This is a genomic window from Streptomyces sp. NPDC085866, from assembly GCF_044541035.1.
Classification (GTDB): domain Bacteria; phylum Actinomycetota; class Actinomycetes; order Streptomycetales; family Streptomycetaceae; genus Streptomyces.
The window spans coordinates 437,731-462,348 of sequence record NZ_JBITSQ010000009.1; the positions used below are offsets into that span (position 1 = coordinate 437,731).

24 protein-coding genes and 5 pseudogenes are annotated in these 24,618 nt (G+C 68.9%); 15 read left to right on the top strand and 14 right to left on the bottom strand.

Annotated elements, in window-relative coordinates:
• The first annotated feature begins 274 nt into the window (after positions 1 to 274).
• Positions 275 to 2,218 carry a Stk1 family PASTA domain-containing Ser/Thr kinase gene (pknB, locus tag ACIF83_RS25085; RefSeq protein ID WP_399730121.1) on the top strand — a complete coding sequence of 648 codons (1,944 nt, stop codon included), beginning with the start codon at positions 275 to 277 and terminating at the stop codon, positions 2,216 to 2,218.
• Between the two features lie 400 nt (positions 2,219 to 2,618).
• Positions 2,619 to 3,134: pseudogene (locus ACIF83_RS25090) on the top strand (GNAT family N-acetyltransferase); the annotation flags it as partial.
• 371 nt (positions 3,135 to 3,505) lie between these two features.
• On the opposite strand, the gene ACIF83_RS25095 reads toward ACIF83_RS25090, so the two are convergent.
• Positions 3,506 to 4,726, bottom strand: coding sequence for a PP2C family protein-serine/threonine phosphatase (locus ACIF83_RS25095; RefSeq protein WP_399730123.1), 1,221 nt, complete (start codon positions 4,724 to 4,726; stop codon positions 3,506 to 3,508).
• 129 nt (positions 4,727 to 4,855) lie between these two features.
• Between ACIF83_RS25095 and ACIF83_RS25100 the strand changes: the two are divergent.
• Positions 4,856 to 5,156, top strand: a pseudogene (locus ACIF83_RS25100) (transporter); the annotation flags it as partial.
• Between the two features lie 219 nt (positions 5,157 to 5,375).
• Here the strand turns inward: ACIF83_RS25100 and ACIF83_RS25105 are convergent.
• Complete coding sequence (locus tag ACIF83_RS25105) at positions 5,376 to 5,531, bottom strand: hypothetical protein (protein ID WP_399730126.1); 156 nt, start codon at positions 5,529 to 5,531, stop codon at positions 5,376 to 5,378.
• Positions 5,532 to 5,833: 302 nt separating this feature from the next.
• Between ACIF83_RS25105 and ACIF83_RS25110 the strand changes: the two genes are divergently transcribed.
• From ACIF83_RS25110 to ACIF83_RS25125, 4 genes are all read left to right on the top strand, one after another.
• Complete coding sequence (locus tag ACIF83_RS25110; RefSeq protein ID WP_399730129.1) at positions 5,834 to 6,637, top strand: DUF427 domain-containing protein; 804 nt, start codon at positions 5,834 to 5,836, stop codon at positions 6,635 to 6,637.
• Between the two features lie 648 nt (positions 6,638 to 7,285).
• A complete protein-coding gene (locus ACIF83_RS25115) occupies positions 7,286 to 7,564 on the top strand; it encodes a hypothetical protein (protein WP_399730131.1) in 279 nt (92 codons plus the stop codon).
• 133 nt (positions 7,565 to 7,697) lie between these two features.
• The gene (locus tag ACIF83_RS25120; protein ID WP_399730133.1) at positions 7,698 to 9,029 is read left to right on the top strand and encodes a cytochrome P450; all 1,332 of its coding nucleotides are present in this window, start codon (positions 7,698 to 7,700) and stop codon (positions 9,027 to 9,029) included.
• A 242-nt stretch (positions 9,030 to 9,271) separates the two neighbouring features.
• Positions 9,272 to 9,508, top strand: a complete 237-nt coding sequence (locus ACIF83_RS25125; protein ID WP_399730135.1) for a DUF6192 family protein — start codon at positions 9,272 to 9,274, stop codon at positions 9,506 to 9,508.
• A 94-nt stretch (positions 9,509 to 9,602) separates the two neighbouring features.
• Here the strand turns inward: ACIF83_RS25125 and ACIF83_RS25130 are convergent, their stop codons facing one another.
• A complete protein-coding gene (locus ACIF83_RS25130) occupies positions 9,603 to 10,418 on the bottom strand; it encodes a class I SAM-dependent methyltransferase (protein WP_399730190.1) in 816 nt (271 codons plus the stop codon).
• A 279-nt stretch (positions 10,419 to 10,697) separates the two neighbouring features.
• Here ACIF83_RS25130 and ACIF83_RS25135 point away from each other — a divergent pair.
• Positions 10,698 to 10,874, top strand: a pseudogene (locus ACIF83_RS25135) (IS5/IS1182 family transposase); the annotation flags it as partial.
• A 7-nt stretch (positions 10,875 to 10,881) separates the two neighbouring features.
• Here the strand turns inward: ACIF83_RS25135 and ACIF83_RS25140 are convergent.
• Together ACIF83_RS25140 and ACIF83_RS25145 are read right to left on the bottom strand one after the other, a co-directional pair.
• Positions 10,882 to 11,220, bottom strand: a complete 339-nt coding sequence (locus ACIF83_RS25140) for a hypothetical protein (RefSeq protein ID WP_399730137.1) — start codon at positions 11,218 to 11,220, stop codon at positions 10,882 to 10,884.
• 39 nt (positions 11,221 to 11,259) lie between these two features.
• On the bottom strand, positions 11,260 to 12,204 hold the full coding sequence (locus ACIF83_RS25145) for a helix-turn-helix domain-containing protein (protein WP_399730139.1): 945 nt from the start codon (positions 12,202 to 12,204) through the stop codon (positions 11,260 to 11,262).
• Positions 12,205 to 12,308: 104 nt separating this feature from the next.
• Between ACIF83_RS25145 and ACIF83_RS25150 the strand changes: the two genes are divergently transcribed.
• Positions 12,309 to 13,340, top strand: coding sequence for a saccharopine dehydrogenase family protein (locus tag ACIF83_RS25150; RefSeq protein WP_399730142.1), 1,032 nt, complete (start codon positions 12,309 to 12,311; stop codon positions 13,338 to 13,340).
• Here ACIF83_RS25150 and ACIF83_RS25155 read toward each other — a convergent pair.
• The gene (locus tag ACIF83_RS25155; RefSeq protein ID WP_399730144.1) at positions 13,335 to 13,712 is read right to left on the bottom strand and encodes an FG-GAP repeat protein; all 378 of its coding nucleotides are present in this window, start codon (positions 13,710 to 13,712) and stop codon (positions 13,335 to 13,337) included. The genes ACIF83_RS25150 and ACIF83_RS25155 overlap by 6 nt on opposite strands.
• Positions 13,682 to 14,017 carry an FG-GAP repeat protein gene (locus tag ACIF83_RS25160; RefSeq protein WP_399730147.1) on the bottom strand — a complete coding sequence of 112 codons (336 nt, stop codon included), beginning with the start codon at positions 14,015 to 14,017 and terminating at the stop codon, positions 13,682 to 13,684. Before ACIF83_RS25160 ends, ACIF83_RS25155 begins: the two co-directional genes overlap by 31 nt.
• A gap of 118 nt (positions 14,018 to 14,135) precedes the next feature.
• On the opposite strand from ACIF83_RS25160, the gene ACIF83_RS25165 reads away from it, so the two are divergent.
• The gene (locus tag ACIF83_RS25165) at positions 14,136 to 14,429 is read left to right on the top strand and encodes a hypothetical protein (protein WP_399730150.1); all 294 of its coding nucleotides are present in this window, start codon (positions 14,136 to 14,138) and stop codon (positions 14,427 to 14,429) included.
• A 414-nt stretch (positions 14,430 to 14,843) separates the two neighbouring features.
• Here the strand turns inward: ACIF83_RS25165 and ACIF83_RS25170 are convergent, their stop codons facing one another.
• On the bottom strand, positions 14,844 to 15,113 hold the full coding sequence (locus ACIF83_RS25170) for a hypothetical protein (RefSeq protein ID WP_399730193.1): 270 nt from the start codon (positions 15,111 to 15,113) through the stop codon (positions 14,844 to 14,846).
• 162 nt (positions 15,114 to 15,275) lie between these two features.
• Here ACIF83_RS25170 and ACIF83_RS25175 point away from each other — a divergent pair, with 162 nt between their 5' ends.
• The 3 genes from ACIF83_RS25175 to ACIF83_RS25185 all read left to right on the top strand — a co-directional run bounded on the left by ACIF83_RS25175 (position 15,276) and on the right by ACIF83_RS25185 (position 18,713).
• Positions 15,276 to 16,151 (top strand): acyl-CoA thioester hydrolase/BAAT C-terminal domain-containing protein, encoded by an 876-nt coding sequence (locus tag ACIF83_RS25175; protein WP_399730153.1) that lies wholly within the window; start codon positions 15,276 to 15,278, stop codon positions 16,149 to 16,151.
• A 679-nt stretch (positions 16,152 to 16,830) separates the two neighbouring features.
• A complete protein-coding gene (locus ACIF83_RS25180; RefSeq protein ID WP_398141855.1) occupies positions 16,831 to 17,673 on the top strand; it encodes a hypothetical protein in 843 nt (280 codons plus the stop codon).
• Positions 17,674 to 17,795: 122 nt separating this feature from the next.
• Positions 17,796 to 18,713 carry a DUF6891 domain-containing protein gene (locus tag ACIF83_RS25185; RefSeq protein WP_393479959.1) on the top strand — a complete coding sequence of 306 codons (918 nt, stop codon included), beginning with the start codon at positions 17,796 to 17,798 and terminating at the stop codon, positions 18,711 to 18,713.
• A gap of 17 nt (positions 18,714 to 18,730) precedes the next feature.
• Here ACIF83_RS25185 and ACIF83_RS25190 read toward each other — a convergent pair.
• The 3 genes and pseudogenes from ACIF83_RS25190 to ACIF83_RS25200 form a co-directional block, all read right to left on the bottom strand.
• Positions 18,731 to 19,560, bottom strand: a pseudogene (locus tag ACIF83_RS25190) (IS5 family transposase).
• A 106-nt stretch (positions 19,561 to 19,666) separates the two neighbouring features.
• Entirely contained in the window at positions 19,667 to 20,203 is a 537-nt protein-coding gene (locus tag ACIF83_RS25195; protein ID WP_398141853.1) for a GNAT family N-acetyltransferase, read from the bottom strand.
• 104 nt (positions 20,204 to 20,307) lie between these two features.
• Complete coding sequence (locus ACIF83_RS25200) at positions 20,308 to 20,835, bottom strand: hypothetical protein (RefSeq protein ID WP_399730157.1); 528 nt, start codon at positions 20,833 to 20,835, stop codon at positions 20,308 to 20,310.
• Positions 20,836 to 21,218: 383 nt separating this feature from the next.
• On the opposite strand from ACIF83_RS25200, the pseudogene ACIF83_RS25205 reads away from it, so the two are divergent.
• Positions 21,219 to 21,341, top strand: a pseudogene (locus ACIF83_RS25205) (AAA family ATPase); the annotation flags it as partial.
• On the opposite strand, the gene ACIF83_RS25210 reads toward ACIF83_RS25205, so the two are convergent.
• Positions 21,340 to 21,738, bottom strand: a complete 399-nt coding sequence (locus ACIF83_RS25210; protein WP_399730160.1) for a VOC family protein — start codon at positions 21,736 to 21,738, stop codon at positions 21,340 to 21,342. The pseudogene ACIF83_RS25205 and the gene ACIF83_RS25210 sit on opposite strands and share 2 nt — an antisense overlap.
• Before the next feature lie 658 nt (positions 21,739 to 22,396).
• On the opposite strand from ACIF83_RS25210, the gene ACIF83_RS25215 reads away from it, so the two are divergent.
• Entirely contained in the window at positions 22,397 to 22,561 is a 165-nt protein-coding gene (locus ACIF83_RS25215; RefSeq protein WP_399730163.1) for a hypothetical protein, read from the top strand.
• A gap of 4 nt (positions 22,562 to 22,565) precedes the next feature.
• On the opposite strand, the gene ACIF83_RS25220 is transcribed toward ACIF83_RS25215, so the two are convergent.
• Both ACIF83_RS25220 and ACIF83_RS25225 read right to left on the bottom strand, forming a co-directional pair.
• On the bottom strand, positions 22,566 to 22,781 hold the full coding sequence (locus ACIF83_RS25220) for a hypothetical protein (protein WP_399730166.1): 216 nt from the start codon (positions 22,779 to 22,781) through the stop codon (positions 22,566 to 22,568).
• A 379-nt stretch (positions 22,782 to 23,160) separates the two neighbouring features.
• Entirely contained in the window at positions 23,161 to 24,438 is a 1,278-nt protein-coding gene (locus ACIF83_RS25225) for an ATP-binding protein (RefSeq protein WP_393479971.1), read from the bottom strand.
• Positions 24,439 to 24,618 lie beyond the last annotated feature (180 nt).

The following is a 24,618-nucleotide window of genomic DNA, read 5'->3' on the forward strand; positions in this document are numbered from 1 at the left end:
GCCTGCACACAACTGCTGGGCGACCGGTCGGTGGGCACCGAGGCGAACGCAGGCAGAGGGTAAACGGTCCGACTCGGCTACACTCGCACATTACGGTCGCTTGTCATGCACACCACCCACGTCGTGTGGCTGGGAAAGCACTGGTGACGATCGGTGAAGGCTCGTCGACAGGGGTGGCGATCGCCACGCTCGGCTGGCGGGGCGACACCGACGTCGACGTTCGCACGGTGGGGGCCTCGCACCGAGGCGGCAGTTGCGGGGAAGTGGCGGGACGATGGACGTCGAGGAGACCGAGAACTTGCACGTGGTGGGACCGATTCGCTCGGTCGGGCAAGGCCGTTACGTCCTGCAGGCGCCTCTCGGCGAGGGCGGCATGGCGTCCGTGTACCGCGCCCACGACACGGTGCTGGGACGCACCGTCGCGGTGAAGACGCTGCACGCGGACTTGGCCCGTGACCCCTCCTTCCGCGAGCGTTTCCGCCGTGAGGCCCAGGCGGTCGCGGCGCTCAACCACACCAATGTCGTGGCCGTGCACGACAGCGGTGAGGACACCGGGCCCGACGGAGTCGTGCTGTACATCGTCATGGAGTATGTACAGGGCCGATCGGTGCGCGAGCTCATCCGGGAACGGGCCGCGGACCCCGCCAGTGGCACGGTCCGGCTGGACCGCGCGCTGGCTGTGACCTCGGCCGTGCTGGACGCCCTGGAGTGCAGCCACCAGCAGGGGCTGATCCACCGGGACATCAAGCCCGCCAACGTGATGACGACGGACGACGGCGCGGTAAAGGTGATGGACTTCGGCATCGCCCGTGCGCTGCAGTCGGATGCCACCGCGATGACCCGGACCGGCACCGTGCTCGGCACGCCCCACTACCTCTCGCCCGAGCAGGCGCAGGGCAAGCCCGCCGACGCCCGCTCCGACCTCTACTCGGTCGGCTGCATGCTCTTCGAACTGGTCACCGGCACAACGCCGTTCGACGGCGAGTCGACGATGAGCGTGCTCTACCAGCATGTCCAGCAGCCGCCGCCGGTCCCGTCCTCGCTCAACCCGTCGCTGCCACCGTCCGTCGACGCCGTCGTGGCCCGCGCCCTCAGCAAGGATCCCGCCGGACGCTACCCGAGCGCCCGCGCCATGGCCGATGACATCCGCCGGGTCGCCGCGGGCGAAGCACCCACCCACGCGCTGCACTCCGTTCCCACGTCCACGGCCGAGGACGTCACCGTCGACACCGGTGCAGCCGAGACATTCACGGTCCGCACCGGTGCTGCGGACGCCGACGCGGCCGACGCCCTCGCTGCGACCTTCCGCTTCGTCGCGAGCAGGCAGCGGGCTCGCCGGCGGACCCTGCGCAACGCCAGGATCGTCGCCTGGACCTCGGTTCCCGTCGGCGTGCTCCTGGTGGCCGCGAGCGTGTTCGGCGCGCGGTACGTGTTCCCGGACTTCGCCCACACCCCGGATCCGCGGGCGACCGGAACGTACCTCTCGTGCGATCCGACGCCTTCCTTGGGCGGCGGCTTCAACCCGCCCTCGTTCACGGGCATGTCGCCCGCCGAGGCGCAGACCTGTGCGGAGATCGCCGGACTGAAGATCGACCAGAAGACCACCACCGGGGCCAAGTACGACAAGGACACCGTCACGCGGCAGGAACCGGAGATCTCCCAGTCGGTCAAGCGGGGTAGCACCATCACCATCTGGGTGTCGACGGGCGGTGATCCCAGGGCCAAGGGCGACCTTGCCGACTGCGAGGTCGAGGAGCAGCACGGGAAGGTCTCCACTCCCTGGCTCAAGGGCAGGACCCCGGCCGCCGCCCGGATCTGCGCGGACATCGCCCATCTCAAACTGGAGGAGGCCGGGAAGGTCCAGGACCGGCTCATACCGGCCGGCCAGGTGGCACGACAGGAGCCGGGAACGGAGGACATCGCCGTCGGCGGCACCGTCAAGGTCTGGATCTCCACGGGCGGTGACCCCAGAGCCGTTGGCGAGCTCTCCGGCTGCGACATCGCGACCGATGAACAACCCGAAGCGCCGTCACTCCAGTACATGACCGTGGCGAACGCCCGCATCTGCGCGGACATCGGGCATTTCAAGCTGAAGGTGCAACGCGTCCCGGACAAGGTCTGGCCGAGCGGCGAGGTCGTCAGGCAGGAGCCGAGCAGCTCCAGCCACATCGATCCCGGCGGCACCATCAGGATCTGGGTCTCGTCCGGCGCGCCGTGACAGGGCCTCCCGCCGTGGGCGGGCGCGGGCCGTCCCTTCATCGGTCCGTCGCCCGAGCAGTGGCGCAGCCCACGCCGGCAGGATGCTCCACTCGCTCCAGCAGGTCGCCGCCTCCAATCGGCACTGCTTCGGCCAGGCGCCGCTCGACGGCACGTGACGTCTCGCGCAGCGAGGCGTAGCCCGCGGCGCTGTGCGGGGCCACGGTCGATGAGTCTCGGTGTCACTTCGGCCGCCATGGTCAGGTTGTCAGGCACGGTCTGGGCTGGCTGGGCGGGAGGCGGTGTCGTGGCGGACGACCAGTCGGTGGAGAGAATCCGCTCCCGGACGGCCGCCAGGAAGCCGGCAGGGCACTCGACATAACCGATCGACACCCCGATCTTGATCGGGTTGGCTGGGCCGCATGCCCGAACTGCGTACTGACCGTCTCCTCCTGCGCCGGTGGCGGGAGTCCGACCTCGCACCATGGGCGGCGATGAACGCCGATCCCGAAGTCCGAGAACACCTGGGGGAGTTGCTGACACGTGAGCAAAGCGATGCCACGGTGGCAGAGATGCAGGCCGATTTCGATGAGCGAGGCTTTGGATGGTGGGCGCTGGAAGCACGGGAGTCCGGCGAGTTCATCGGCCGCGTCGGCTTGGACGAGGTGGGCGAGGACATGCCCTTCGCGGGAGTGGACATCGGTTGGCGGCTGGCGCGTTCGGCGTGGGGTCACGGTTACGCCACCGAGGCTGCGCTGGCCTGCCTGGCTTTCGGCTTCGAGGCACTCGGACTACCGGAAGTCGTTGCGTCGACAACCGTCAACAACCTCCGTTCCCAGTCGGTGATGCGCCGCATCGGCATGACCCACGACCCGGCCGACGACTTCGAGGATCCGAGCGTGCCCGAAGGGCCGCTTCGCCAGTGCGTGCTGTACCGGACCCCCGCAGCGATGCGCACGGCCTACACCAGACGGCTGGATGTGATCGGCATTCCGGCCTCCACCGTCGACCAGGCAGCGTCTCGTTCCGCGGCTTGGCGGGCCGGCGAAGGCAGGTGACTTCCGAAGCCGCGCGCATCGCGTAGTCGTCAAGCGCGCGACGCCCGATCTCGCGTCGAAACGACGTCACACTCGCGTACGTACCCAGCCGCCGGACAAGCGGTTTCCGCACCCGGCGAGTGGTCGGTGAGGCACAGCTGACGTGGATGCGCGTGCGGGGCGGGTGAGCTTTGCACAGCGTCGTGCTGCTCGGGGTGAGTGCAGAGGTTAAGGTGGCGCACGAGCACAGCGAGCCTCGGCGTACTACCGCGTCACCGGTGCTGCGGGCGCCATTCGAAGAGCAGGATGGTCACGTCGTCCCGCAATTGGTTGCGCTGGTAATCGAGGATGGCGTGGATGAGCAGCCGCAGCACCTCGGCCGGGCGCTGGCCCTCGGCATTGGAGCGGATGATGAAGTCAGTGAACCGGTCGAGGCCGAACTCCGCACCGTCCGCGTCGCGAGCCTCCACGACACCGTCGGTGTAGAGCAGGACGCAATCGCCCGGTTGCAGAGTCGTCTCATGGACCTGCCGGGCTGCCGGGGCGAGTGGGCCGGCCAGGCCTATCGGCGGCTGTGGGGGGCTGTCCAGCGCCCCGTCGAGCACCCGCTCGCCACGGATCAGCAGCGGTGGGGGATGACCGCAATTGACCCAGCGCAGCACCCCGGTCTCGGCGTCGAGCCGACACAGTACGCCGGTGCAGAAGTGGTCGGGCACCCACCGGGCGAGCGCCCGGTCCACGGCGCCTACGACATCGGCCGGGTCTCCACCGCTGCGGCGGGCGTTGCGCGCCGCAGCCATGGCGATCGACGTGGTCAGGCCTGCGGTCAGATCGTGACCCATGGCGTCGAGGATCATGGTGTGCAGGATGTTCTTGACCACCGAGTGGTCGAAGGCGTCGCCGGCGACGTCGTACGCCGGTTCGAGGACGGCGGTCGAGACGCACCTGCTGCTGCCGATGGTGTGGGGTGGCAGGAAGGCCCGCAGCATCTCGGCGGGCAATTGCATGGTCGCGGTGCGGGTGCGGGCGGCGAGCCAGTCGCTGTAGGCGCGCTTGGAGGTGATCAGCATGGCGAACAGGTGGGCCAGCATGCGGGTGCGGCGCATTAGCACCCCGTCGAGAGAGGCGGTCCGCACCTCGAGCACGCCCAGCCGCTCCGCACCGTCGACCAGAGGCATCCAGACGATCAAGCCGTCGTCGGCCTCGGCCACCCGCGGGGACACCGTTCGGTACGCCCAGCCGGCCGACGAGCCGTCCACCGGCAGTGGCTCCAAGGCCTCGGCGAGTGGGATGAGCAGCCGTTGTTGCAGGTCGACGAGGTAGATCAGCGCGGTGTCCAGGCCGAGGGCCGAGGCGCACCGGTTCGCCAGGGCGGGCAGTTCGACCGGCAGGGCCGTTTGCGCCTCGATGATCAGCTCTTCCAGCCGATGCTCGTCGACGGCGGTGTCGGGACCGGAGGACACGGTGTGCGGCAGGTCCGACACGGGGATCACCCCTTCCGTGCCCAGTCTCACCCCGATCCCGTCCTCTCTCACGTCAGGCAGGCCCGCGGCGAGGGCGAGAGCGGCGGCCAGGGCGGTCAGCGGGGCTCCACCGGACGCACCTCATGCGCCGGCCAGGCGATCAGCCGGTCCGGTATCAAGATCACGGCCGTCATTGACTGCGTCGAGGGTGGGCGGATCGACTCGCTCGGACTCGACGAGAACAGCTCGCCCGTGATCGTCGAGTACATGCGCGGTACCGACGCAGGCCTGATCAACCGGGGCCTCCACTGCATGACGTGGCTGATGGCTCACAAGGACGTCTTCCGGAGCCTGGTCGACGACCGGCTCGGGGGCCCGGCCGCGTCCCAGGTCTTTGTGGAGCGGGCCTCGGCCGGTCTGTGTTGCCCGTGACTTCACCTGCTACGACGTGCACGCCGTCGGCTCTCCGATGGCTCCCGAATCCGTGACTTGGCGGTGATCGACGGCGTGGAGAAGGTCGCCGCCGAGGTGAGGCGGTGCCGCGAGTCCGGGGTGACGGAGGTGGCGTCACCGCGACAGATCTGGGCGGGAAGGCCGACCGAAGCCCCACCTGGAAGCTGCTCGGAGAGCCGGCGAACGGGTGAGGCGCCCCGGCCCGTCCGCCACAGCCGTCGGCGGTTCAGGCCGCCGCCGTTTTCGCAGCGGCAGGCTGCCGGCCCAGCCGGGGCGCGATGTGGTGACGCACATCGTGCAGGATCTGCTCGTAGTCGCCCGGATCGAACTCGTACGGCAGTTCGAGACGCGGCTCCGACAGGAGAAGCTCCTCCTGGAGCACGCCATCAGTTCCGTGATCACTGTGCTCCGCCGGGACACCGATGACGCGAGCCTGCAGAGCCGGAGCCCCGGCGGCACCTGTGTTCGTCCACCCGCGCCTGGACACGGTCGTGGAACCGCTGCCGGCCTTGGCCGACCCGGACGGCTCCTACTTCGAACCCGTGTCAGTGTGGGAGCGGGCCGGTAGCAACGTCGACGAGTACCTGCGGGTGTTTGGCCGCCCCGACAGCTCACGGCCTCGCGGGAGTACCGCCCCCCACGTCGCCGAAGTCAGTGCGTGATCGAGCCGAAGGAGATCCGCTCTTGAGCACATTCCCCTCCGCGCAAGCGGTGCGGACCACACCGGAGGGCCTCCTGTGGGAGCCCAGCGAGCGCTGGGTGCGCGGCCGCAGGGGCGACGTCACCGTCGTCGACAGCCGGCACCCCGTCCTCGTCTGGGAGCCGGGTGCCCCCGTCCCGCTGTATGCGTTCCCCCGCACGGAGGTCCGCGAGGACCTGCTGCGCCCCGCGAAGAGCCCGCCGACAGGTGCCCACACCGGATCGCAGATCTTCTACGACCTCGCAGTCGACGGCGAACTCCTGGAGAACGCCGCCTGGACCTTCCCCTCCGCCGACCTGGCCGACCACATCGCCTTCGAGTGGTTCCGGCGCAGCGGCAAGGGGCTCGACCACTGGTACGAGGAGGAGGAAGAGATCTTCATCCACCCCCGCGACCCGCACAAGCGCGTGGACGCCATCCCCAGCAGCCGCCACGTCCAGGTCGAGATCGACGGTACGGTCGTCGCCGACACACGGCGCCCGGTGCTGCTCTTCGAGACCGGTCTGCCCACGCGGTACTACGTCCCGCGCGAGGACGTACGACTCGACCTGCTCGAACCCAACGACCACCACACCGGCTGCCCCTACAAGGGCACCGCCGAGTACTGGTCGTGGCGCGGCGAGGCCGACATCCCGCCGAACGTCGTCTGGAGCTACCCGGACCCGCTGCCCGCGGTGGGCCCGATCAAGGGGCTTCTCGCCTTCTACAACGAAGCGGTCGACATCACCGTGGACGGCGAACGCCAGGAACGCCCCGTCACCCACTTCACCAAGACGCTCTCGGAGTAGCAGCACGCATGATGAGAGACGACCGACGCATCCGTCTCTGGGCTGCGCCAGTCCATGCTCGGCCACGCCGCGATGGGCCTGTGGCGACGCCTTCGCCGTGTTCCCAGAATCATTCGCAGCCCAACTAGGTGACCGGCGAAAAGAATCCGCCGCGAAGGCGCTGGGGCGCATTCGCATGTCATACAGAGTTGGGAGCGCCCCTTGCCGCTGCGCCGGAACACTCGAAGGCGATGTGGTCGGCCAGGTCGGCTTCGCCGAGTAAAGACGGGCTCTGGTGTGGGCCAAGCTGCATCGCCTGGATCTCCGCGGCGAAAACCGACGATTGTCTGGGACTTGAGCCGCTGGTGCGGGGCATTCAGCCGTGCACCCTACAGGCCGTCCTTCTTCGGGCCGATTCGCTCGTCCCTCAGGTGAGCGCCGCGGACCGCGCATTGTCGGGAGCGCGGCTGGGCGAAGGCGTCGGATCGACACGCGATGCTCCTTCGCGTGCGCCTGTGCGCTGTGCGGGGCGCCTTTCGGGGTGGCTGCAGCGGGTGATGGTCTTCGTCAGGCCGGTTCCCGCACGTTGGACGCGCGGCCTGTCCTTGGGTGGACGACGGGGAAAGGACGCGCTCGATGTCAGCACAGAGGTCATGCACGATTGAGGTTTTGGAGATCGATGTGCCGACCGGATACCACGTCGGGGCGCCGGCGCCGGCCGTGTGCGCGATCAACGACTTCAGTGTGTGGTTCTTCGTGTGGGACGACCGGCACGACCGCGACGCAGTGCATGGGCGGACCGCGGCCTGGTGCGCCTTGCAGCGCGCTCTCGAAGAAACGCTGCGGGCGCCGGACCGTCACAGGGGTCACGACGAGCAGATCGCCGCGTGGACGGATCCGACGGCACCGCCATACGTGCAGGACAGCGTGCCGCAGGACCGCGCCTAGCCGCATGGACAACCGTAAGCGCGGCATCCCACGTCGGCGGCACACCCAGTGAACGATGCATCGAAAGGGCATTTTGACGATGATTGCCGGGCCCTCCCTGACTGACACCGACCCCCGCCCCCGCCCCGCGACGTTGGCCACTGCCCCAGGTGGTCTTCCCCTGCTCGGACATGCCTGGCAACTGCGTTTCCGTCCGCTGCGGTTCCTCGACTCCCTGCGCGGACAGGCCGACCTGGTCGCCCTTCGGCTGGGCCCGATCCAGGGATACCTGGTCAACCAGCCCAGGTTGGTCCACGAGCTGCTCGTCGTACGGCACCAGGAGTTCACCAAGACCGGCAGCCCGCTGTATGAGACCGTGCGCGTCCTGGTGGGCAACGGCCTGGGTACGAGCGAAGGCGAAACGCACATGCGACAGCGCCGCACGCTCCAGCCGCTGTTCCATCCCCACTGCATGGAGCACTACGCCCAGATCATGACCGCTGTCGCCGAGGAACGCAGCACCGCCTGGCGCCACGGCCAACGCCTGCGCATCGACCGGGAGATGTACAGGGTCGCCGCCTCCGCCATGACCCGCTGCCTGTACTCGGCACGCCTGCCCGACAACGCGGTCCACGAGATCACCACGCACCTGCCCATCGCCTTCGCCGGCGTCGGCAAGCGCGCTGCGCTGCCCATCAGCTGGCTCCACGTACTGCCCACCCGCGAAAACCGCGCCTACACCACCGCCGTACGCCGATTGCACGCCCTGGTGGCGCAACTCATCGACGACCGCCGGAACGACCCCACCCCCAGCCCCGACCTGCTGACCGCGCTGCTCGCCGCCCGAGACGAACACACCGGCCAGCCCCTGTCCCAACAGCAGATCCACGACGAGGTCATGACCCTCCTCCTCGCGGGCACCGACACCACCGCTGCTCTCCTCGCCTGGACCCTGCACCTGCTGGGCGCGCACCCCGACGTCGACCAACGCCTCCACACCGAACTCCGCCAAGAACTCGGCGACAAGCCCCCCACCCTGTACGACCTGCCCCGTCTCGGCCTCCTGCGCCGGGTCGTCGCCGAGGCCCTGCGCGTGTACCCACCGGCCTGGCTCACCCCACGCCGGGCCGCGACCGACGCTCAACTCGGGGGACACCGCATCCCGGAGGGCGCCTACGTCTTCTACAGCCCCTACGCCCTCCACCACGCACCCGACCATCACCCCCGCCCGGACGACTTCGATCCGGACCGGCCCGAGGCGGAGCTGTCCTACACCGGTATCGGTTCCGCCTTCCTGCCTTTCGGCGCGGGCCCCCACAAGTGCATCGGCAACGCGTTCAGCCTCGCCGAAGTCCACCTGACCCTGGCTGCCATCCTGCCCCGCTGGCGCCTGTGCCCGGAGCGGTCCCACACCGTCCGTCCACGCGCTTTCACCACGCTCACTCCAGGCCCGCTGCTGATGCACGCCGAACAGCGCACACCGTGAACCCCGTCACCAACCACCCATAGCCGCAGCGCAGTTGTTCTCCCAGCAGCTGGTGTCTTTCCGATCCCGAGCGGTATGCGTGGAACGGGTGTCTCGATCGGGTGGTACTCAACACAGAGACCGGATGAGTCGCACAGATCATCGTCATCGCCGGACTGCTCCAGTCGGCCTCCCGTGGAGACCAACCCAAACCCCTCCCCGTACTGCGCACGCCGGCTGCGGAAGCCGTGGGCCATGCGTGAATGCCGTCGTCCGCCGGTCCCGAGGACAAGGTGAGGGCAGCGGCGGATCTGTCCCGCGAGGACGACGTCGCCGCCGCCATCGCCCCGGACATCCTGCGCCGCCCCACGGTCGTCGCGACCGAGGTGACGACGGGGCTACTGCGCCGCCCGGACGTCGCGTTCAATGAGGAGCCGTTCGAACCGGCGATTCGTCGTCAGCCTCTAGACGATCGATTCCAAGGGGTTCAGTGGTCGTAGGCGGTTAGTCCGCGCATGACCGGCTGGCCGCGCATGAACCTGGCTCCACTCATCAGGCCCCTGGAATCGATCATCCAGGGAACCGGGAGGCGCTCTACCGGCGGACCGCCGAGATCAGTCCGCCGGGCCGCTCCTCGCGCTGCGGCGGGGTGCTGATCGGGCGGCCGTAGGCGGCAGCGCGCTCGCGCAGGGTGTGGCTGTTGGCCTCCCAGCCATGCCCGGCCAGCCAGCCCACCGGGTCGTCGGGCATTTCCGAGACCCACATGGACGCCGCCGATCCCGGCACGGCGTCCGCGCCGAAGCGCTCGATCACGCCGCGCGAGCCCAACGTCAGCCCCATCCGACTGCCTGCCGCCGACTGCGCGGTGATCCGGGCCAGCAGCAGGTCCACCGCATCCTCGGGCAGATAGATCAGCAGTCCTTCGGCGATCCACACGGTCGGCACGGCCGGGTCGTGCCCTGCGGCGGCCAGCGCGCCTGGCCAGTCCTCACGCAGATCCACCGCGACGGTGATCCGCTCGCAGCGTGCGACGGCCCGCTCCTGGCGCAGCACCGAATCCTTGAAGTCCAGTGGCGCGGCGGTGTCGACCTCGAACAGCCGGGTGCCCTCGGGCCAGTCCATCCGGAAGGCCCGGCTGTCCATGCCGGCGCCGAGCAGCACGACCTGCCGGACCCCGGACGCGGAGGCCTGCTGCAACAGGTCGTCGAGGAACTTCGTCCTGATGACGATGGAGAACGACACGGCCAGCCGGCGGCGTCGCGCGGCCTCGTCATCGGACAGCGACGGCGAGGAGGGCCACAGGCCGCCGACGGTGGCGAAGGCCTGTGCCAGTGGGTCGCGGAACAGCGCGTTCTCCCGCTCGGTCTCCAGCGCCCGCACCCTGGCCACCCCCACCGCCGTGGCCCACACTCCCGACGGCTGCACCCGCTCCTGCTCATCAGTCACCGCGCCAGCCTAGATGATCGATTCCAAGGGGGCCTGATGAGTGGAGCCAGGTTCATGCGCGGCCAGCCGGTCATGCGCGCACCGACCGCCTGCGAACACCAAACCCCTTGGAATCGATCATCCACATCGATCGTGTCGGCTCAACGAGTCGTCCACCAGGTCGGGCTTCCTGTGCGTCGAGGCGGGCGACGGAGACGCTGGGCCGACTCGCCAGGTCTTTGCCGGCGGCCAGCAGGTGCGCGCGGACAAGGCCGACCCGCCGGCTTCGACAAGGAGATGTACATGCGTCGCAATGAGGTCGAGCGCACCATCAACCAGCTCAAGCACTCCCGAGCCGCGGCAGCGCGCTACGACAAACACTCCTACGTCTTCACCGGCACCGTCACCGCTGCCTCGATCCGCTTGTGGCTCAGACCGTAAGTCACGCCTATTCCAGCAGGTCGGCCCGCCTCTCCAAGTCCACCGCGATGTCGTCCCAGTCCGGGCCGTGCGCCCAGAGGCTCTGTGCCGCCTCCCGCAACAGCGCCGGCTCATCCGGCCGCTGCAACAGCACGAGCCGATACGCCAGGTTCCGAACCCACACCGGCAGGCAACCGTCGACCAGGTGCGGACAAAGCTCCCGCAGCATGGCCAGGATTGCATCCGCATCGGCAAAGGTCAGCTCCTCCACGAAGTAGAACTCCGCGTGCTCCTTCGCGCACTTTGGCGTGGGTCGGTACTCGTCTCCGTAAAGACACCGGGCGTGCTCCGTCAACGTGCTGTGCATGACCGACAGCCTAAGAGGCCATGATCTGCCGGACAGAACCTAGAGGATTCGTGAGCGGAAGGTGCGGCGGTAGGTGTCCGGGGGGACGCCGAGAGTGCGGTTGAAGTGACGGCGCAGTGTCGTGGCGGTGCCCATGCCGGTGGCCGCTGCGATGGTGTCGATGCTGTCGTCAGTTCTCTCCAGCAGTTCCTGGGCGTGGCGGATCCGTTGGGCCAGCAGCCATTGCAGGGGAGTGGTGCCGGTTGCCGCGCGGAATTGGCGGCCCAGGTGGCGTGAGCTCATCCGGGCCCGGCGGGCCAGGTCCTCCACGGTCAGCGGTTGGTCGAGCCGCTCGACGATCCAGGGGAACAGGGCGGTGAGCGGGTGGTCGTCCTGGGCGGGCACCGGGGCGGTGACGAACTGGGCCTGGCCGCCGGACCGGTGCGGTGGGACGACCAGGCGGCGGGCGACGGCGTTGGCGATCGACGAGCCGTAGTCGAGGCGGACCAGGTGCAGGCACAGGTCCAGCGCGGCGGCCTTGCCGGCGGAGGTGAGCACGCTCCCGTTGTCCACGTAGAGCACGTCCGGGTCAACATCCGCCTCGGGGTAGCGGGCGGCCAGGACGTCGGTGTGCGCCCAGTGGGTGGTGGCGCGCTTCCCGTCCAGCAGGCCGGCTTCGGCCAGGACGAACGCGCCGGTGCACAGGGAGGCCACGCGGGCGCCCGCGTCGTGGGCCGCACGCACCGCGTCGATCAGTTCGGCGGGCGGGTCCACGTCGACGTCGGCCCAGCCGGGGACGATCACGGTGTCGGCGCTCCGGAGGTGGTCGAGGCCGTGGTCGGGCTCGAGGTGGAACCGGCCGAAGGGCACGATGTCCGGCCCGCAGACCGTGAGGTCGTACCAGGGGACGGTGACCGCAGCCGGGGCGGAGCCGAAGACCTCGTGGGCCACGGACAGTTCGAAGTGCAGCATCCCGTCGGTGACGGCCAGCGCGACAGCTCGCATGTCCGAAACTGTACGGCACATGTCGTTCCAGACACTCATGGTTGACAGTTCAATCACGCCAGGATGGTTAGCAGTTGACCAGTTCCGAGCACAGGAGAGAAGTCATGGCAGCGGGGCAGACGGTGACGGTGTACGGCGCATACGGGCACACCGGCCGGTTCGTCGTGGCACACCTTCAGGAGCGCGGATTCGTCCCGGTCCTGGCCGGGCGCGACGTCCACAAGCTGAAGGTGCTGGCGGACGAGTGCCCCGGACTCGACGTCCGTCCTGCGTCGGTCGACGACTCGGTCTCGCTCGACCGCGCGCTGGACGGAGTGGCAGCCGTCATCAACTGTGCGGGGCCCTTCGCCACGACGGCCGCCCCCGTGATCGAAGCAGCCCTGCGCGCTGGAATCCCATACGTCGATGTGGCGGCCGAGATCGAGGCCAACGCCGACACCTTCGCGCACTTTGCGGACCGCGCCCACGACGTGGGCACGGTGATCGTCCCCGCGATGGCCTTCTACGGCGGCCTCGGCGACCTGCTGGCCACCGCCGCGATGGGCGACTGGACCGAGGCCGACGAGGCGCACATCGCGTACGGTCTGAACAGCTGGGAGCCCACGGAGGGCACGCGCGCCGCGGGCAAGGTCTCCGTCGAGCGGCGTGGCGGCCGCCGCGTCCGCTTCACGAACGGGCAGTTGGAGTACCACGACGACGAACTGCCCACCCTGAAGTGGTCCTTCCCCGAACCGATGGGCCCCCGGGCCGTCATCGCCGAGTTCACAATGGCCGACGTCGTCACCATCCCCAGCCACCTGTCCATCCCCGAAGTGCGCACCTACATGACGACCGAAGCGGCCGGCGGTGTCGTGGCCCCGGACGCGCCGACTCCCACCGCGGTCGACGCATACGGGCGCTCCGCACAGACCTTCCTCGTCGACGTCGTCGTGCGCTCCGGCGACACCAGGCGGCGCGCCGTCGCCCGGGGCCAGGACATCTACGCCGTCACCGCACCGCTCGCGGTGGAAGCGGTCGACCGCATCCTCACCGGCCAGGCCAAGACGGTCGGCGTGGCCTCCGCCGGCGAGATCTTCGACGCGCCCGACTTCCTGAGCGCACTGACCCCGCACATCACCCTGGAAATGCACTCATAACGGGCGGCCCGCCCGCACGGCCCCGCGGACGGCGCGCCTTACGGACCGATGACCGGGCCGATCCTCTGCGAACTCGACCACTGGATAGCCGAAGTCGCTCGCGTTGAAGGCGGTTGCGTACGAGGCCGTCAGGCCCGAGGTCGTGCCGCGCAGCACCCACGCCGCCCCGTCGTCGTACCCCCCGGGCACCACGTCCTCGCCGACCGCGCCGATCGCCAGGTCCGCCCTGCCGTTGCCGTTGATGTCGCGCAGCCGCAGCGAGGAGCCGAAGTGGTCGCCGGCCTCGGCGGCGCCCGGTACGCCCGGCGTGGCCTGGTGGAAGGACTGGGCCCCGTTCGTGGTCAGTCCGGCCGAACTGCCCCTGAAGAACACGATGTCGCCGACGCTTCGGTGGCCGTCCACGCCCTCGTACGGGCGCCGACCGCGATGTCCGCGTAGCCGTCGCCGGTCGCGTCGCCCACCGCGACGGCGGCGCCGAAGCTGTCGTAGTCCTCGTCGGCGCCCGGCACACCGGCGCTGTCCTGGGTGTACTTGGTGCCCGTGGCGGGCAGTCCGGCGGCCTTGCCGTACCGTACGGTGAACGACGGGTCGGCGCCCCGCCGATGACGCGCCGGTGCTGAGGAATGGGCCTTCCCGTCGAGGGCGGTTTCGCTGATGTGCACGGTGACGTGCGGCATGGTGGAATCTCCGTTCGAGCCCGCGGCGGCGGGCTGATCGGCTTCCGAGGCGCTGCCGTCCCAGTCGTTGGCGCCCCGCCACCTCTCCTTGCTGTCGTATCTGTTGTTCGACGGACCCATGACCGCCGATGAACTGGCCGCACGTCTGGAGGTAGCCCCCACCACGGCCAGCCTGGCGGTCGGGGACTTGAGCGGGAAGGCCATCCTGGACCGGTACGAGGACCCCTCCGACCGGCGGCGCCGGATCGTGGCCATCGCCCCCGACCAGCACGACGCGATCGCCGCCTGGCTAGCCCCCGGTGCCGCGGCCTGGCGCCGCGTGCTCACCTCGCTGGCTCCGGCACAACGGCGCCTCATCGTCGACACCCTGCGCGCCTACGAGGCGGCGGTAGCAGAGGAACGCGAGCACTGAAATCCGCCGAAGGGGAGAGAGGGTCGTACGTCGACGCATGTCGCTGAGCAGGAACCTCGTAGGGCGCAGGTTGCGACCGTGGCAAGCACGGCCGGAGCAAGTGGCCCCGGCCCGTGTGCCCCACCCGCGGGCCGTTCCCGGCGCTGACGCGGGCCGCCACGCGCAGTGGCCCCCCGGAGAACGCGTGGCGTGCGGCTGATTGATGCTGATGCCGCGGATCCAGTCGCCTTCCGGTAGTACGGCGGTGGCTGAGCTCATGCGGCTCGCCCCCACAAAGCCGTGCCTGGGCGGCCCGCGCGCCTGCTGTTGACGGACGGCACCGTCGCGTGCTCCTCGGCGGCGAGGTCCGCACGGCAGGAGTGCTTGCCGTCGTAGAGGGCCGCGCCGTCGGCGGCCCGCTGGAGCTGCGTCAGGTCACGGGAGCCGATCGCGTACGGCGTCGCGGTGCCGACCGAGGCGGCGCGTCGACGGTGCGGCCGCCGTCCAGGACGACCGGCGTGTGCAGCATGCGGACCAGCTGCGGAAGGCGGTGCGCGCAGCGGCGGCCGGGCAGCCGAAGGACCACGGCGAACTCATCGCCTCCAAGCCGGCCGACGGCGGCGCGAGGCTCGCCCAGGCGGTGAGCCGGGCGCCGAACGCGGCGAGGACGGCGTCACCGGCCGTGTGCCCGAGAGTGTCGTTGATGTCCTCGAAGTGATATTCCCGGACTAACTCAGGTGGCGTGTGGGGGCGTCATGATGGAGACCTCCATGTGACTGGGGGCGGGGTGCGACCTTGCTGTGGTAGCTGGGCCGCACCCCGCGTTCTGGACAGGGACTTCATTGAGTTGTGACGACGGGGGAACGGATGGACATCAATGAGCGCGAGCTGACTGACCCTTGGGAAGGCGTTCTGTTCGCTCCCGCTCGCGGCCGTGACGTCGGCGTTCTGGTCTTGGCGGGATCCAGCGGGCGCATCGAACGTGAGCGGGCGCGCATCCTCGCTCAGCAAGGCTTCACAACCTTGGCGATCCGCTGGTTCGGCGGGCCTCGGCAGTCCCCAGGAATCTGCGAGGTTCCCTTGGAGACCTTCACCGCCGCCGTCGACTTCCTCCGACTGGGCGGAGCGCAACGCATCGGAATCCTCGGCACTTCCAAGGGTGCTGAAGCCGCCTTGCTCACTGCGGTGCATGACTCACGCGTGGACGTGGCCATCGCGCTGTCGCCCACCTCGCGGGTCTGGTGCAACGTCGGCCCTGGCCGCGACGGAGCGCACCATCCCTATCGCTCGTCTTGGACCTGGCGGGAGCGACCCCTGCCTTTTGTCCCGATGGACGATTCCTGGACACCCCTGGAGCCGGACAGCGGCCCCGTCGCCATCCGCGGATGGTACGAACTGAGCGAGCGGACCTTCGCTCACTCGCTTCCGCAGGCGGAGATCCCTGTGGAAGCGGCCAGAGCCGATCTGGTCTTGGTCGCAGGGGGCGACGACGCGATGTGGCCGTCGCTTCCCTTTGCCGAACAGCTGGCTCAGCGTCGGCGTTCGGCCGGGTCGACCGTGCGTCTGATCGTCCGCGACGACGCCGGCCACCGACCACGCCTTCCTGGCGAGAGCCCTGCGGCGGCGTCCCCGCACTTCAAGTACGGGGGCACACCTGAAGCTGACGTGCTCCTGGGCAAGGCTGCCTGGCCCCACATTCTCGACGTGCTCGGCGGCGAAGGTTCACGGGTTGTGGCCGGCTGATCCAGCGACGCCCCGACATGGCCAAGTAGGTCTGCGTCCGCTCCACAGCCGGGGCAGCTTGCCCCGGCCGTGGAGCGGACCTCCATCCGGACGACGGTCTCGGCCACCTCGACCGACACTACGGACGAGGGCCTGCTGGCCGACTACCACGATGTCTACGGCCATCTGGTGCCGATGGCCGCACTCGACCTCCTCGCGCGACTCCGCACCTGGGATCGGTGTGGGTACATGCCCGCAGAGATTCCCCCGCTGCCCGCAAGGCATAAACGGCACTGTTGACCGACCTGCTGCGCGTGCTCGGTCCGGACCACCCTCACCGCCCTCAAAAACCTCGCCTACTGGCGGGGGAAGGCGGGGGACGGACGTCGGTGAACGACTGAAGGCGCTACTGCGCCGGGCGTGTCTACGAGTCTGCTGTCGCTGTGGCTTCCGACGTGCGCGTCGGCCCAGCCCGATGGCCAAGACGGCCGCCCCAGACCTGCCCGTTGTTCGCCCCAATTGGCTGACCCGCTGAAACGCGGCTTGGACAGAGTGAGAGTCCCGCGAAGGAGTGCGGAGTTTCCCGCAGGATCGCGGTACTTCGGTCTGGAGAGCTGTGAATTTGGAGTCTCGGCGTGCGTGGATGGGTCGCTGGGGGCCACGGCGGACCGCTAGCCGCCGCCCGCTAGCATCCTGTCGCATGACGAGGCGGGGATGGCGGCGGGGTGCCGTGGCGGGGGTGGCGGTGCTGGCAGCGATCTGCGCCTCCGGTCCGGAACGCCTGCAGGTCATCCGCACGGCGTCGGACCTCGGCCCCTTGCCGACGGACCGCTACGACTACACGCCGCAGGACCATCAGCGATCGCAGCGGGCATCGGCGTTGCTGATCCGTGCGTGCATGGCGGAGCGTGGCCACCCGGACTTCCCTCTCGATCCTCGCTACCCCAGCGACCCCGTCGTCGCCACCGTGGTCAGCACCGACTACGGCGCCCTGGATCTCGCCACTGCCCGCCGCTGGGGCTACGGCTGGGACCCGGCAAAGGCTCTGGCTCTCCGGCCGAAGGGCCGCCGGATGACCTACGCCGAGTATGCGGACCTGCCGACCTGCAACGCCGAGGCGAGTCGGCGGCTGATGCGCGGCATCGACGTCAGGCGGGACTGGCTTTACGCAAGCACAAGGGCGATCGAGGTCGACAAGGCGGTCAAGCGCGACCCGCGCCTCCGCGCGGCCTGGGATGTGTGGTCCCGCTGTGTGGCAGAACAAGGATTCACCCGCTACCCGGACCCCGTCGCGGCGTACACGGACGACGCCTGGCAGCGGGACGCCGACGGTAACACCCGGCATACGCAGCGGGAGCGGGCCACCGCCGTCGCGGACGTCACTTGCAAGCTCCGCCACCATACGGCCGAGCTGTGGCACGCTGTACGCGCGCAGAAGCAGGCCGTGGACATCACACGGCACCGTGACCGCTACGCCGCCGGGCTGCACGCGCTGCAGACGTACCGGGCCAACGTCTCCGAGGTGCTGCGGAAGCTCGGCTAGGGCCTGTCGTCAAACCTCGGCCAACGACCGTCCAGTATCAGGGCTGGTCGAGCCGTCGCAGCAGCAGTTGCGTCGCGGGTCCCGGGAGGTCTGCAGTCAGAGGGGTATGTCAGAGTCTGCGCATGCTCGAGATCGTGGTGAAGACGGAGAACTGGGAGCGGCACGTCCGTGTGTCCGCCGAGGAGCTGGCAGGGCTGGTCCGGCGGATCGGTGGTGACGGCGACCGGTTCCTGGTGGTCCAGCGGATACCCGACCTGCCTGACGTCTTCGCCCAGGTGTGGCACAAGGCCGGTGGTGACTACACACTGGAGTACCGCGACGGTGCCGCTGACCGGCAGTTCCAGGCAATGGTCGACGGGCCCGAGGTCGTGATTGCGGCGATTACCGGCTGGGCATGCCAGGAGGCCGGATGGGACGGTGGTCTGTCCTGGTCGCTGCTGGACTTGGGTCCCGCCCGCGAGGTGCCGCCGCTCGACCTCGGCGAAGACGAGCGCGATGAGTTGGAGAAGCGCGTCTGTGAGGTGCTGGTTGGCGGCTACGCCTCTCGCGCCGAACTGGCCGAGCTCGCTGAGGAGTATTTGGTCACCAATGACCGCCGGCCCGTCTCGCGCGAGCAGGCACAGTCGCTGGCCGACCGGCTCTGGCTGGAGCGGGTCGCGGAGCAGGCCAAGTGGCAGGGCGAGACGGACCCTGAGCGGCTGACCCGCGCGTTCACCGCCCTGCAGGATGCCGGTATCACGGCCCGCGAGAACTTCACCTGTTGCCGTAGCTGTGGCCAGTCCGAGATCGGTGGTGAAGGCCGGCCCGACGCCCGCGGCTTCGTCTACTTCCACACCCAGTGCACGGACTCAGCCGCAGCCGGTCACGGCCTGATGCTCCTCTACGGCGGCTTCGATGGCTCGTCCGAGACCACTGCAGCCATCGGCCGCGAGGTCGTGGCCGCACTCAAAGCAGTCGGTCTCCATGCCGAGTGGGACCATGACCCCGGCCGGGCCATCACCGTCACCCCCCTGGACTGGCGCCGCCGCCTGGTCGGCTAGGGACCGACCGTCACAAATCAGACCCACATGAGGAGTGAGGCGAGGGTGACGGCTGCCTGGTAGCACTCTGCCGTCTTGTCGTATCGCGTTGCGATGCCGCGCCACTGCTTGAGCCTGTTGAAGCATCGTTCGACGACGTTCCGGCGCTTGTAGAGCTGCTTGTCGAATGACGGCGGGCGGCCGCCGGAACGGCCGCGCCGGAGTCGGTTGGCGATCTGATCCACGCGCTCAGGGATGGTGTGGGCGATGTTGCGTTGCCGTAGCCAGGTGCGGATCGCCTTGGAGCTGTAGCCCTTATCACCGATGACGTGCGTCGGTCGGGTCCGGGGACGTCCCGGGCCCAGCCGGTGTACCCGGATCGTGTCGAGCAGGGTGGTGAACTGGGTGCAGTCGTTGGTGTTCCCGCCGGTGAGGACTACGGCGAGCGGGCGGCCGAGTCCGTCGACCGCCAGGTGGAGCTTGCTAGTCAGCCCGCCGCGCGAGCGGCCGAGTGCCCGGTTTCGGAGCCCCCTTTTCGAGCTCCGGCGGCATGCTGATGGGCGCGGACGATGGTGGAGTCGACCGTGGTGAGCCAGTCGATGGCGTCGGCCGCATCCGCCTTGGCCTGCGCGGTCTGCAACATCTGCTTGAAGGTGCCTTCCTTGGCCCAGCGGCGGAAGCGGGTGTGCAGGGTGGTCCACGACCCGTATCGCTCCGGCACGTCCCGCCAGGCCACACCGGTCCGGAACTTCCACACGATGCCGTTCAGGACCGTGCGGTCGTCCAACCGCGGACGGCCCGTCGAGGACGTCGGCAGTAAGGGCCGCGGCAGATCCCACTGGGTATCGGACAGCTCATGGCGACGTATCACCCCGACCATGATCCACTAGTCAAGATCACTTTGACGACAGGCCCTAGCGGGGCACCGACGCATGGTGCTGTCGAGTTGCGGATCCGCGTTGTCGAGCAAGAACTCAACCGGACGGCGTGACCGAGGACCACACGCCGAACCACTGCTCGGCGCCGTAGGCCTCGAATCGCTCTACCTCGGTGAACCCCAGCTTCGCCGCGAGGCGCATCGAGCGGACGTTGGCGGTCTGGGTGGCGAGCACCACTGGTTCGCCGGGAAGCGCGCCCGCGAACCAGTCGAGTGCCGCTGCGCACGCCTCGGTGGCGTACCCGCATCCCCATGCCTGCGGCAGGAACAGGTAGCCGAGCTCGGCCCTCCCGGCAGCCTGATGAAGGTGCCCCGTTTCTCTGGTGAGTGTGATCTGACCGATCATCGCTCCGTCGAGATCGACTATGAAAAGGCCGGGGCGCCGGTTGGGTGCCCCGGGCATCGCACGTTCCAGCTTGTCACGCGGCTGCGGGCCACCGAGATAGGTACCCACCTCTGGCGAGGCCAACAGCTCGATAACCGCCGCGCGGTCCCGGGCCTCGGGCTCACGGAGCACGAGCCTCTCGGTCCTGATCGGGGCAGGTGGCCAGGCGACGGGTCCGAGCTCAGTCATGCCGGCCAGCTAATCAGCAGGCTCGGCAGCGATCAAGAATCACGGAACGATCAAGCCACCGGCCAGGGTCCCACCCTCACCAACGGGGCCGGGGGCCAGGCACGTCATTCATCTGAGCCGACGCCGCCCGTGGCGGTACCTGCCAGCGCGATCAGCTGGGGATCGGCCAGCAGCACCACACGGTCGGCCGCGGGGTCGAACCCGAGCACCGGGTTCCCGTAGTCGCCTTCGCCGGTCATGACCACCAGCTTGCCCAGCCGGCGGCCGATCGCCCCCAGGAAGCCGCACAGGATGTCCACTCCGTCCTGGCCCTGCAGTTCGCGCAGGTCGACGTCGAAGTCAATCTCATCGGCGGACAGCGGACGGAAGATCGCAAGCACATCCGGGACCGGCCACACCCGCAGATCGGCGTTGTCCGCATCGGTGGGACGCGACAGCACCTCCACGGCAGACGGCAGCGGCCCGGCCACGCCGCCCTCCGAGTACTCCCAGGCCCATCCGCTCGACCGGATCAGGTCGAACACGGCCTCCCAGTCCGCGACCGAGGCACCCGGCACGCACACGTCCGGCAGAGCACCCATCAGGTCAGGATCGAAGAAGTTCCTGACGTGGTCCCACAGCAGATCCGACATCCCGTCATGCTGCCCGCCAACCCGCCCGGACGCAGCCTGTTTTCCTCGGTGAACCTCCTAAAGCCCGCTGTGCCCGTCCTGACGATGTCCGAGGGGGGAGCGTGAAGCTGCGTCGACGTGATGGCGCGTGAGCGATCCTCTCTCCCTGGGGAGTGCAACTGGCCGCCGGTGGGGACCGTGAGCGGGGAACCGCTGGCCGTACGCGGGAAATGCTCTTGGCAGCTGTCACCCACCACGCACTACTGACATCACTGTCCGTGAGTCACCACAAGAAGTGGCCCAGAGCCGCTTGAGACTTACGCAGCCAGGGAGGCGGACCACCGAGTCCGCAGCTGGCCACCGCTGAGTACCCTGACCCTGGCGCCAGTTTCTCAGGTCTGCTCGCCGCCGACGAGAAGCAGCTCAACAAGACCATCGCCCGCTGCAGCCGCGTCGGCCTGCCCTGCACCGACGAACTCGGCTATGCAGCACTCGGCCGTCACGGCGCGGAACTGCTCTGCCAGATCAGGTGGCGATGGGGGTAAGGAAGATCCAAACGTGACCGAAGGGGTCACGGAGCATCGCCTGCCGAGCACCGTAGGACATGTCGGCCGGAGGCGAGAGCAGTTCGGCACCGGCTGTCGCGGCCTGGGCGCTCAGGCTGTCCACGTCTGGCACGTAGACATGCAGAGCAACGGACGCACCGACCACATCAGGAGGCGAGAACGGGGCATCGGCGTCACCGAGCATCAGAGTAGAGCCATGAATGCCGATCTCAGCGTGCACGATGCGTCCATTGTCACCTTCGAACCGGAAGTACTCGGACGCTCCGAACGCGGCGATGTAGAACTTGATCGCCTCGGCAGCTCCGTCGACCATCACGTGCGGGATGACGGCATTCTTGTGGTGTTCAGGGATCTCCATGCGCATCAAGGTAGGGCTGTCTCCATCAAACGGACATCGGGCTAAGATCTCGTCCGCCTCATACGAAAGACGCAGGACCAGGGTCCCTGTGCAGAGGATCATCAACCCGCCGTGGGCGGCGACGACGGGGACGAGGCGCCACGTCAGTGCGGTGGCGAGGGAGTCCAGATCAGGCGTCACACCGGTCGCTGGACGCCCTCGCCTCATGTCGTGCACGTCAGCGAGCCCTTGGCATCGATCGTCTAGGGCCCGGTGCAGCAGCGCTGGGCATTGCGTGGTGCGTGGTGCGTGGTGGGTGATGTGGTGATCGTGATGGCCGTCTCGGGCCGGAGCGGTGTTTGTCCGTGGGGGCGAATGTCTGGTGGCATTGGGGCGGTCGGCATTAGAAGGTGTCGCGTGGCGGGGCAGGTCGTCTTCCGACTGTGAACCACGAGGAGGTCGGATGAGGTGCTTTCGGACCACCGCGCTGGCGACTGGCGCGTTGCTCGCCGCGGCTGTGAGTGTCGCCATGCCGTATGCCTGGGCGGATGACGCACCGTCGGTCACCGCGCGCACTGTCACGCAGCAGCCGGGTACCCACCAATCTGTATCCCGGTCGGGAAGGGACAGCAGCAGCGTACTGTCTGCAAGGAACGACACCCACAGGGGAGGCGCGACGGTGGAGACCGACCCGGTCAGCGCCGTCTACCTCAGCGAATCGGCCCCGGTGGGGAACGGCTGGCAGGTGCGGGCCTACAACAGCACCAACGAGGTGCAGACGCTCCATCCACGGGTGATCTGCACGACGGACACATCGTCACCCACCAGGCCGGACCGGACGTGACCGTTCAGCAAGGGGAGAGCACCGAGTACAGCACCGCGACCTGCGGTTCCCAGTTCACGGTGGGCGGCGGAGGCCAGGCCGGCAGCATGACGTTCCTGAGCATGTTGGACGTCCCCACCGCGCCGATGGTCAGACACTGGCAGGCGCGGGCGAAGTACACGGTGTACGACCCGGACACCCCGCTCTCGTTCGTACGGGCGCTCGTCAGCTGCTCCGACACACAGCCCACCTACGGGTCCAGCGGTACTTTGGAGCTGGCGGCCAGAGCCGTGGGGACGGGCCACGCGGAATGCCCCGCCGGTCAGCTACCGACAGGCGGCGCGGCGCATCCGGCAGCCCTGCGGTCCTCTTCAACGAATCCAGCCCGACGGCGACGGGCTGGACCGTGCGGGCCACGAAAACAGACTTTGCCGAACGCGCCCTCTTCGCCAAGGCGCTCTGCACCGCGCCCTGACCGGCGACCACGACACGAAGCCGCCCTGTTCGACGACGCTGAGGTAGCCCCGGCCGCCGCCCCGTTGTGGAGCGCTGACCCGCGCGCTGGTCGTGATCGAAGCCACTGGCGGAAGAACGGCGGGAAAAGACAGGGACATCGTGTTTCAGAGCCGACTGTACTTTTCGATGTCTTCGGTGAATTCCGTGATTGCCTGTGCGGTCAGCGTTGGCCGGGTGTCGGCGATGGCGGTCATGTAGTCGTCGGTGGTGGCCGGTTGACCGTTTCGACGTGTGACCTCGCGCTCGAAGGCTGCCTGCGCTCCCTTCCGGGCGGCGAATTCTATGTCGGCGGGGGTGAACAGCTCACTGGCTTCGACCAGTTGCGTGAGGTCCACCGAGTCGCCGGCGGCTCTGAGATAGCGGGCCCAGATCGCCGCGCGGGCGGTCGGGTCCGGTGGGCCGATGGGGATGACGTAGTCGAACCGGCCCGGCCTCAGAAAAGCCGGGTCGAGCGAGCGGACGGAGTTGGTGGCACAGGCCAGCAGCCGCGCGTCGTGCTCGCGGAAGACAGGGATCAGTTTGAGCAGCTCATTGGTCACCCCGTGCCCGGGATCGACTGCTTTCCCGGACCGCACGCCGGCGATCTCCTCGACCTCGTCGATGAAGAGCAGCACTGAGTCGAGTTCCGCCAGATCCGCGAAGGCCTCCCGCAGCGCCGCGGCCAGTCCCTCGCTGGTGTCGGCCGCGAGCCGGGACGGGAAGAGCTCCACGAACGGCCAGCCGAGCCGGGAGGCGATCGCTTTGGCAAAGCTGGTCTTCCCGGTGCCGGGCGGCCCGAACAGGATGATCGCCTTGGGAGGGACGACACCATAACGGTCGGCCAGCGCGGGTTCGGTCAGCGGGAGCACGACACGGCGTTCGACGACCTGTTTCTCCTGCTCCATGCCGGCCATGGCCTCCCACAGTTTCTCGGGCAGCATGCGGCCGCCCAGAGCCGCGAGGACGTCGGCGTTGGCGGCCCCAGGCGGTTCGAGTTTCTCGTAGTAGGTCAGGCCGTCGCGGGACCGGTAGCCGGAATTCTCCAGAGCCTTGGTCCCGGCGGCGTGGGCGGGCAGCAGGGCGCTGATGTGGCGCACGCCCAGGGCCCGCAGGCGCCGTTCCAGCTCGACGAGGAGGGCGCTGCCGATTCCGCGTTCTCGCCAGCGGGAGGCGAGCGCCACCAGCAGGATCCACCCCCGCCTGCCGTAGGCCTGGGCCACGGCCATGCCCACCAGTTCGTCGCCGGCCACCGCGACCACCGCCGTCTGGCCGGCCTTGGCCGCGGCCATCACCTCGGAGACCGGAAACACCCGGTCCTCGTCGGCCTGACGGCTCTGGTCCCAGATCTGGATGGCCTGGTCAAGATCGTCCTCGTGATAGTCGCGCAGATGCCATACGGGCATCGCCACCACCTCACCCGGCCCGGGAGTCTCATTCTCTCCCCGGAAGAGCCAGGGCGGCGAACCGAGCAGGCTCTTCTGCCCTAGCTGTATTGATCACGAGCGTTGTTGACGCTTGCCGGGCTTGATCATGGCGAAGACCTCCGGTGTGGTGGAGCTGTCTAGGACTGCACCGCACGGAGG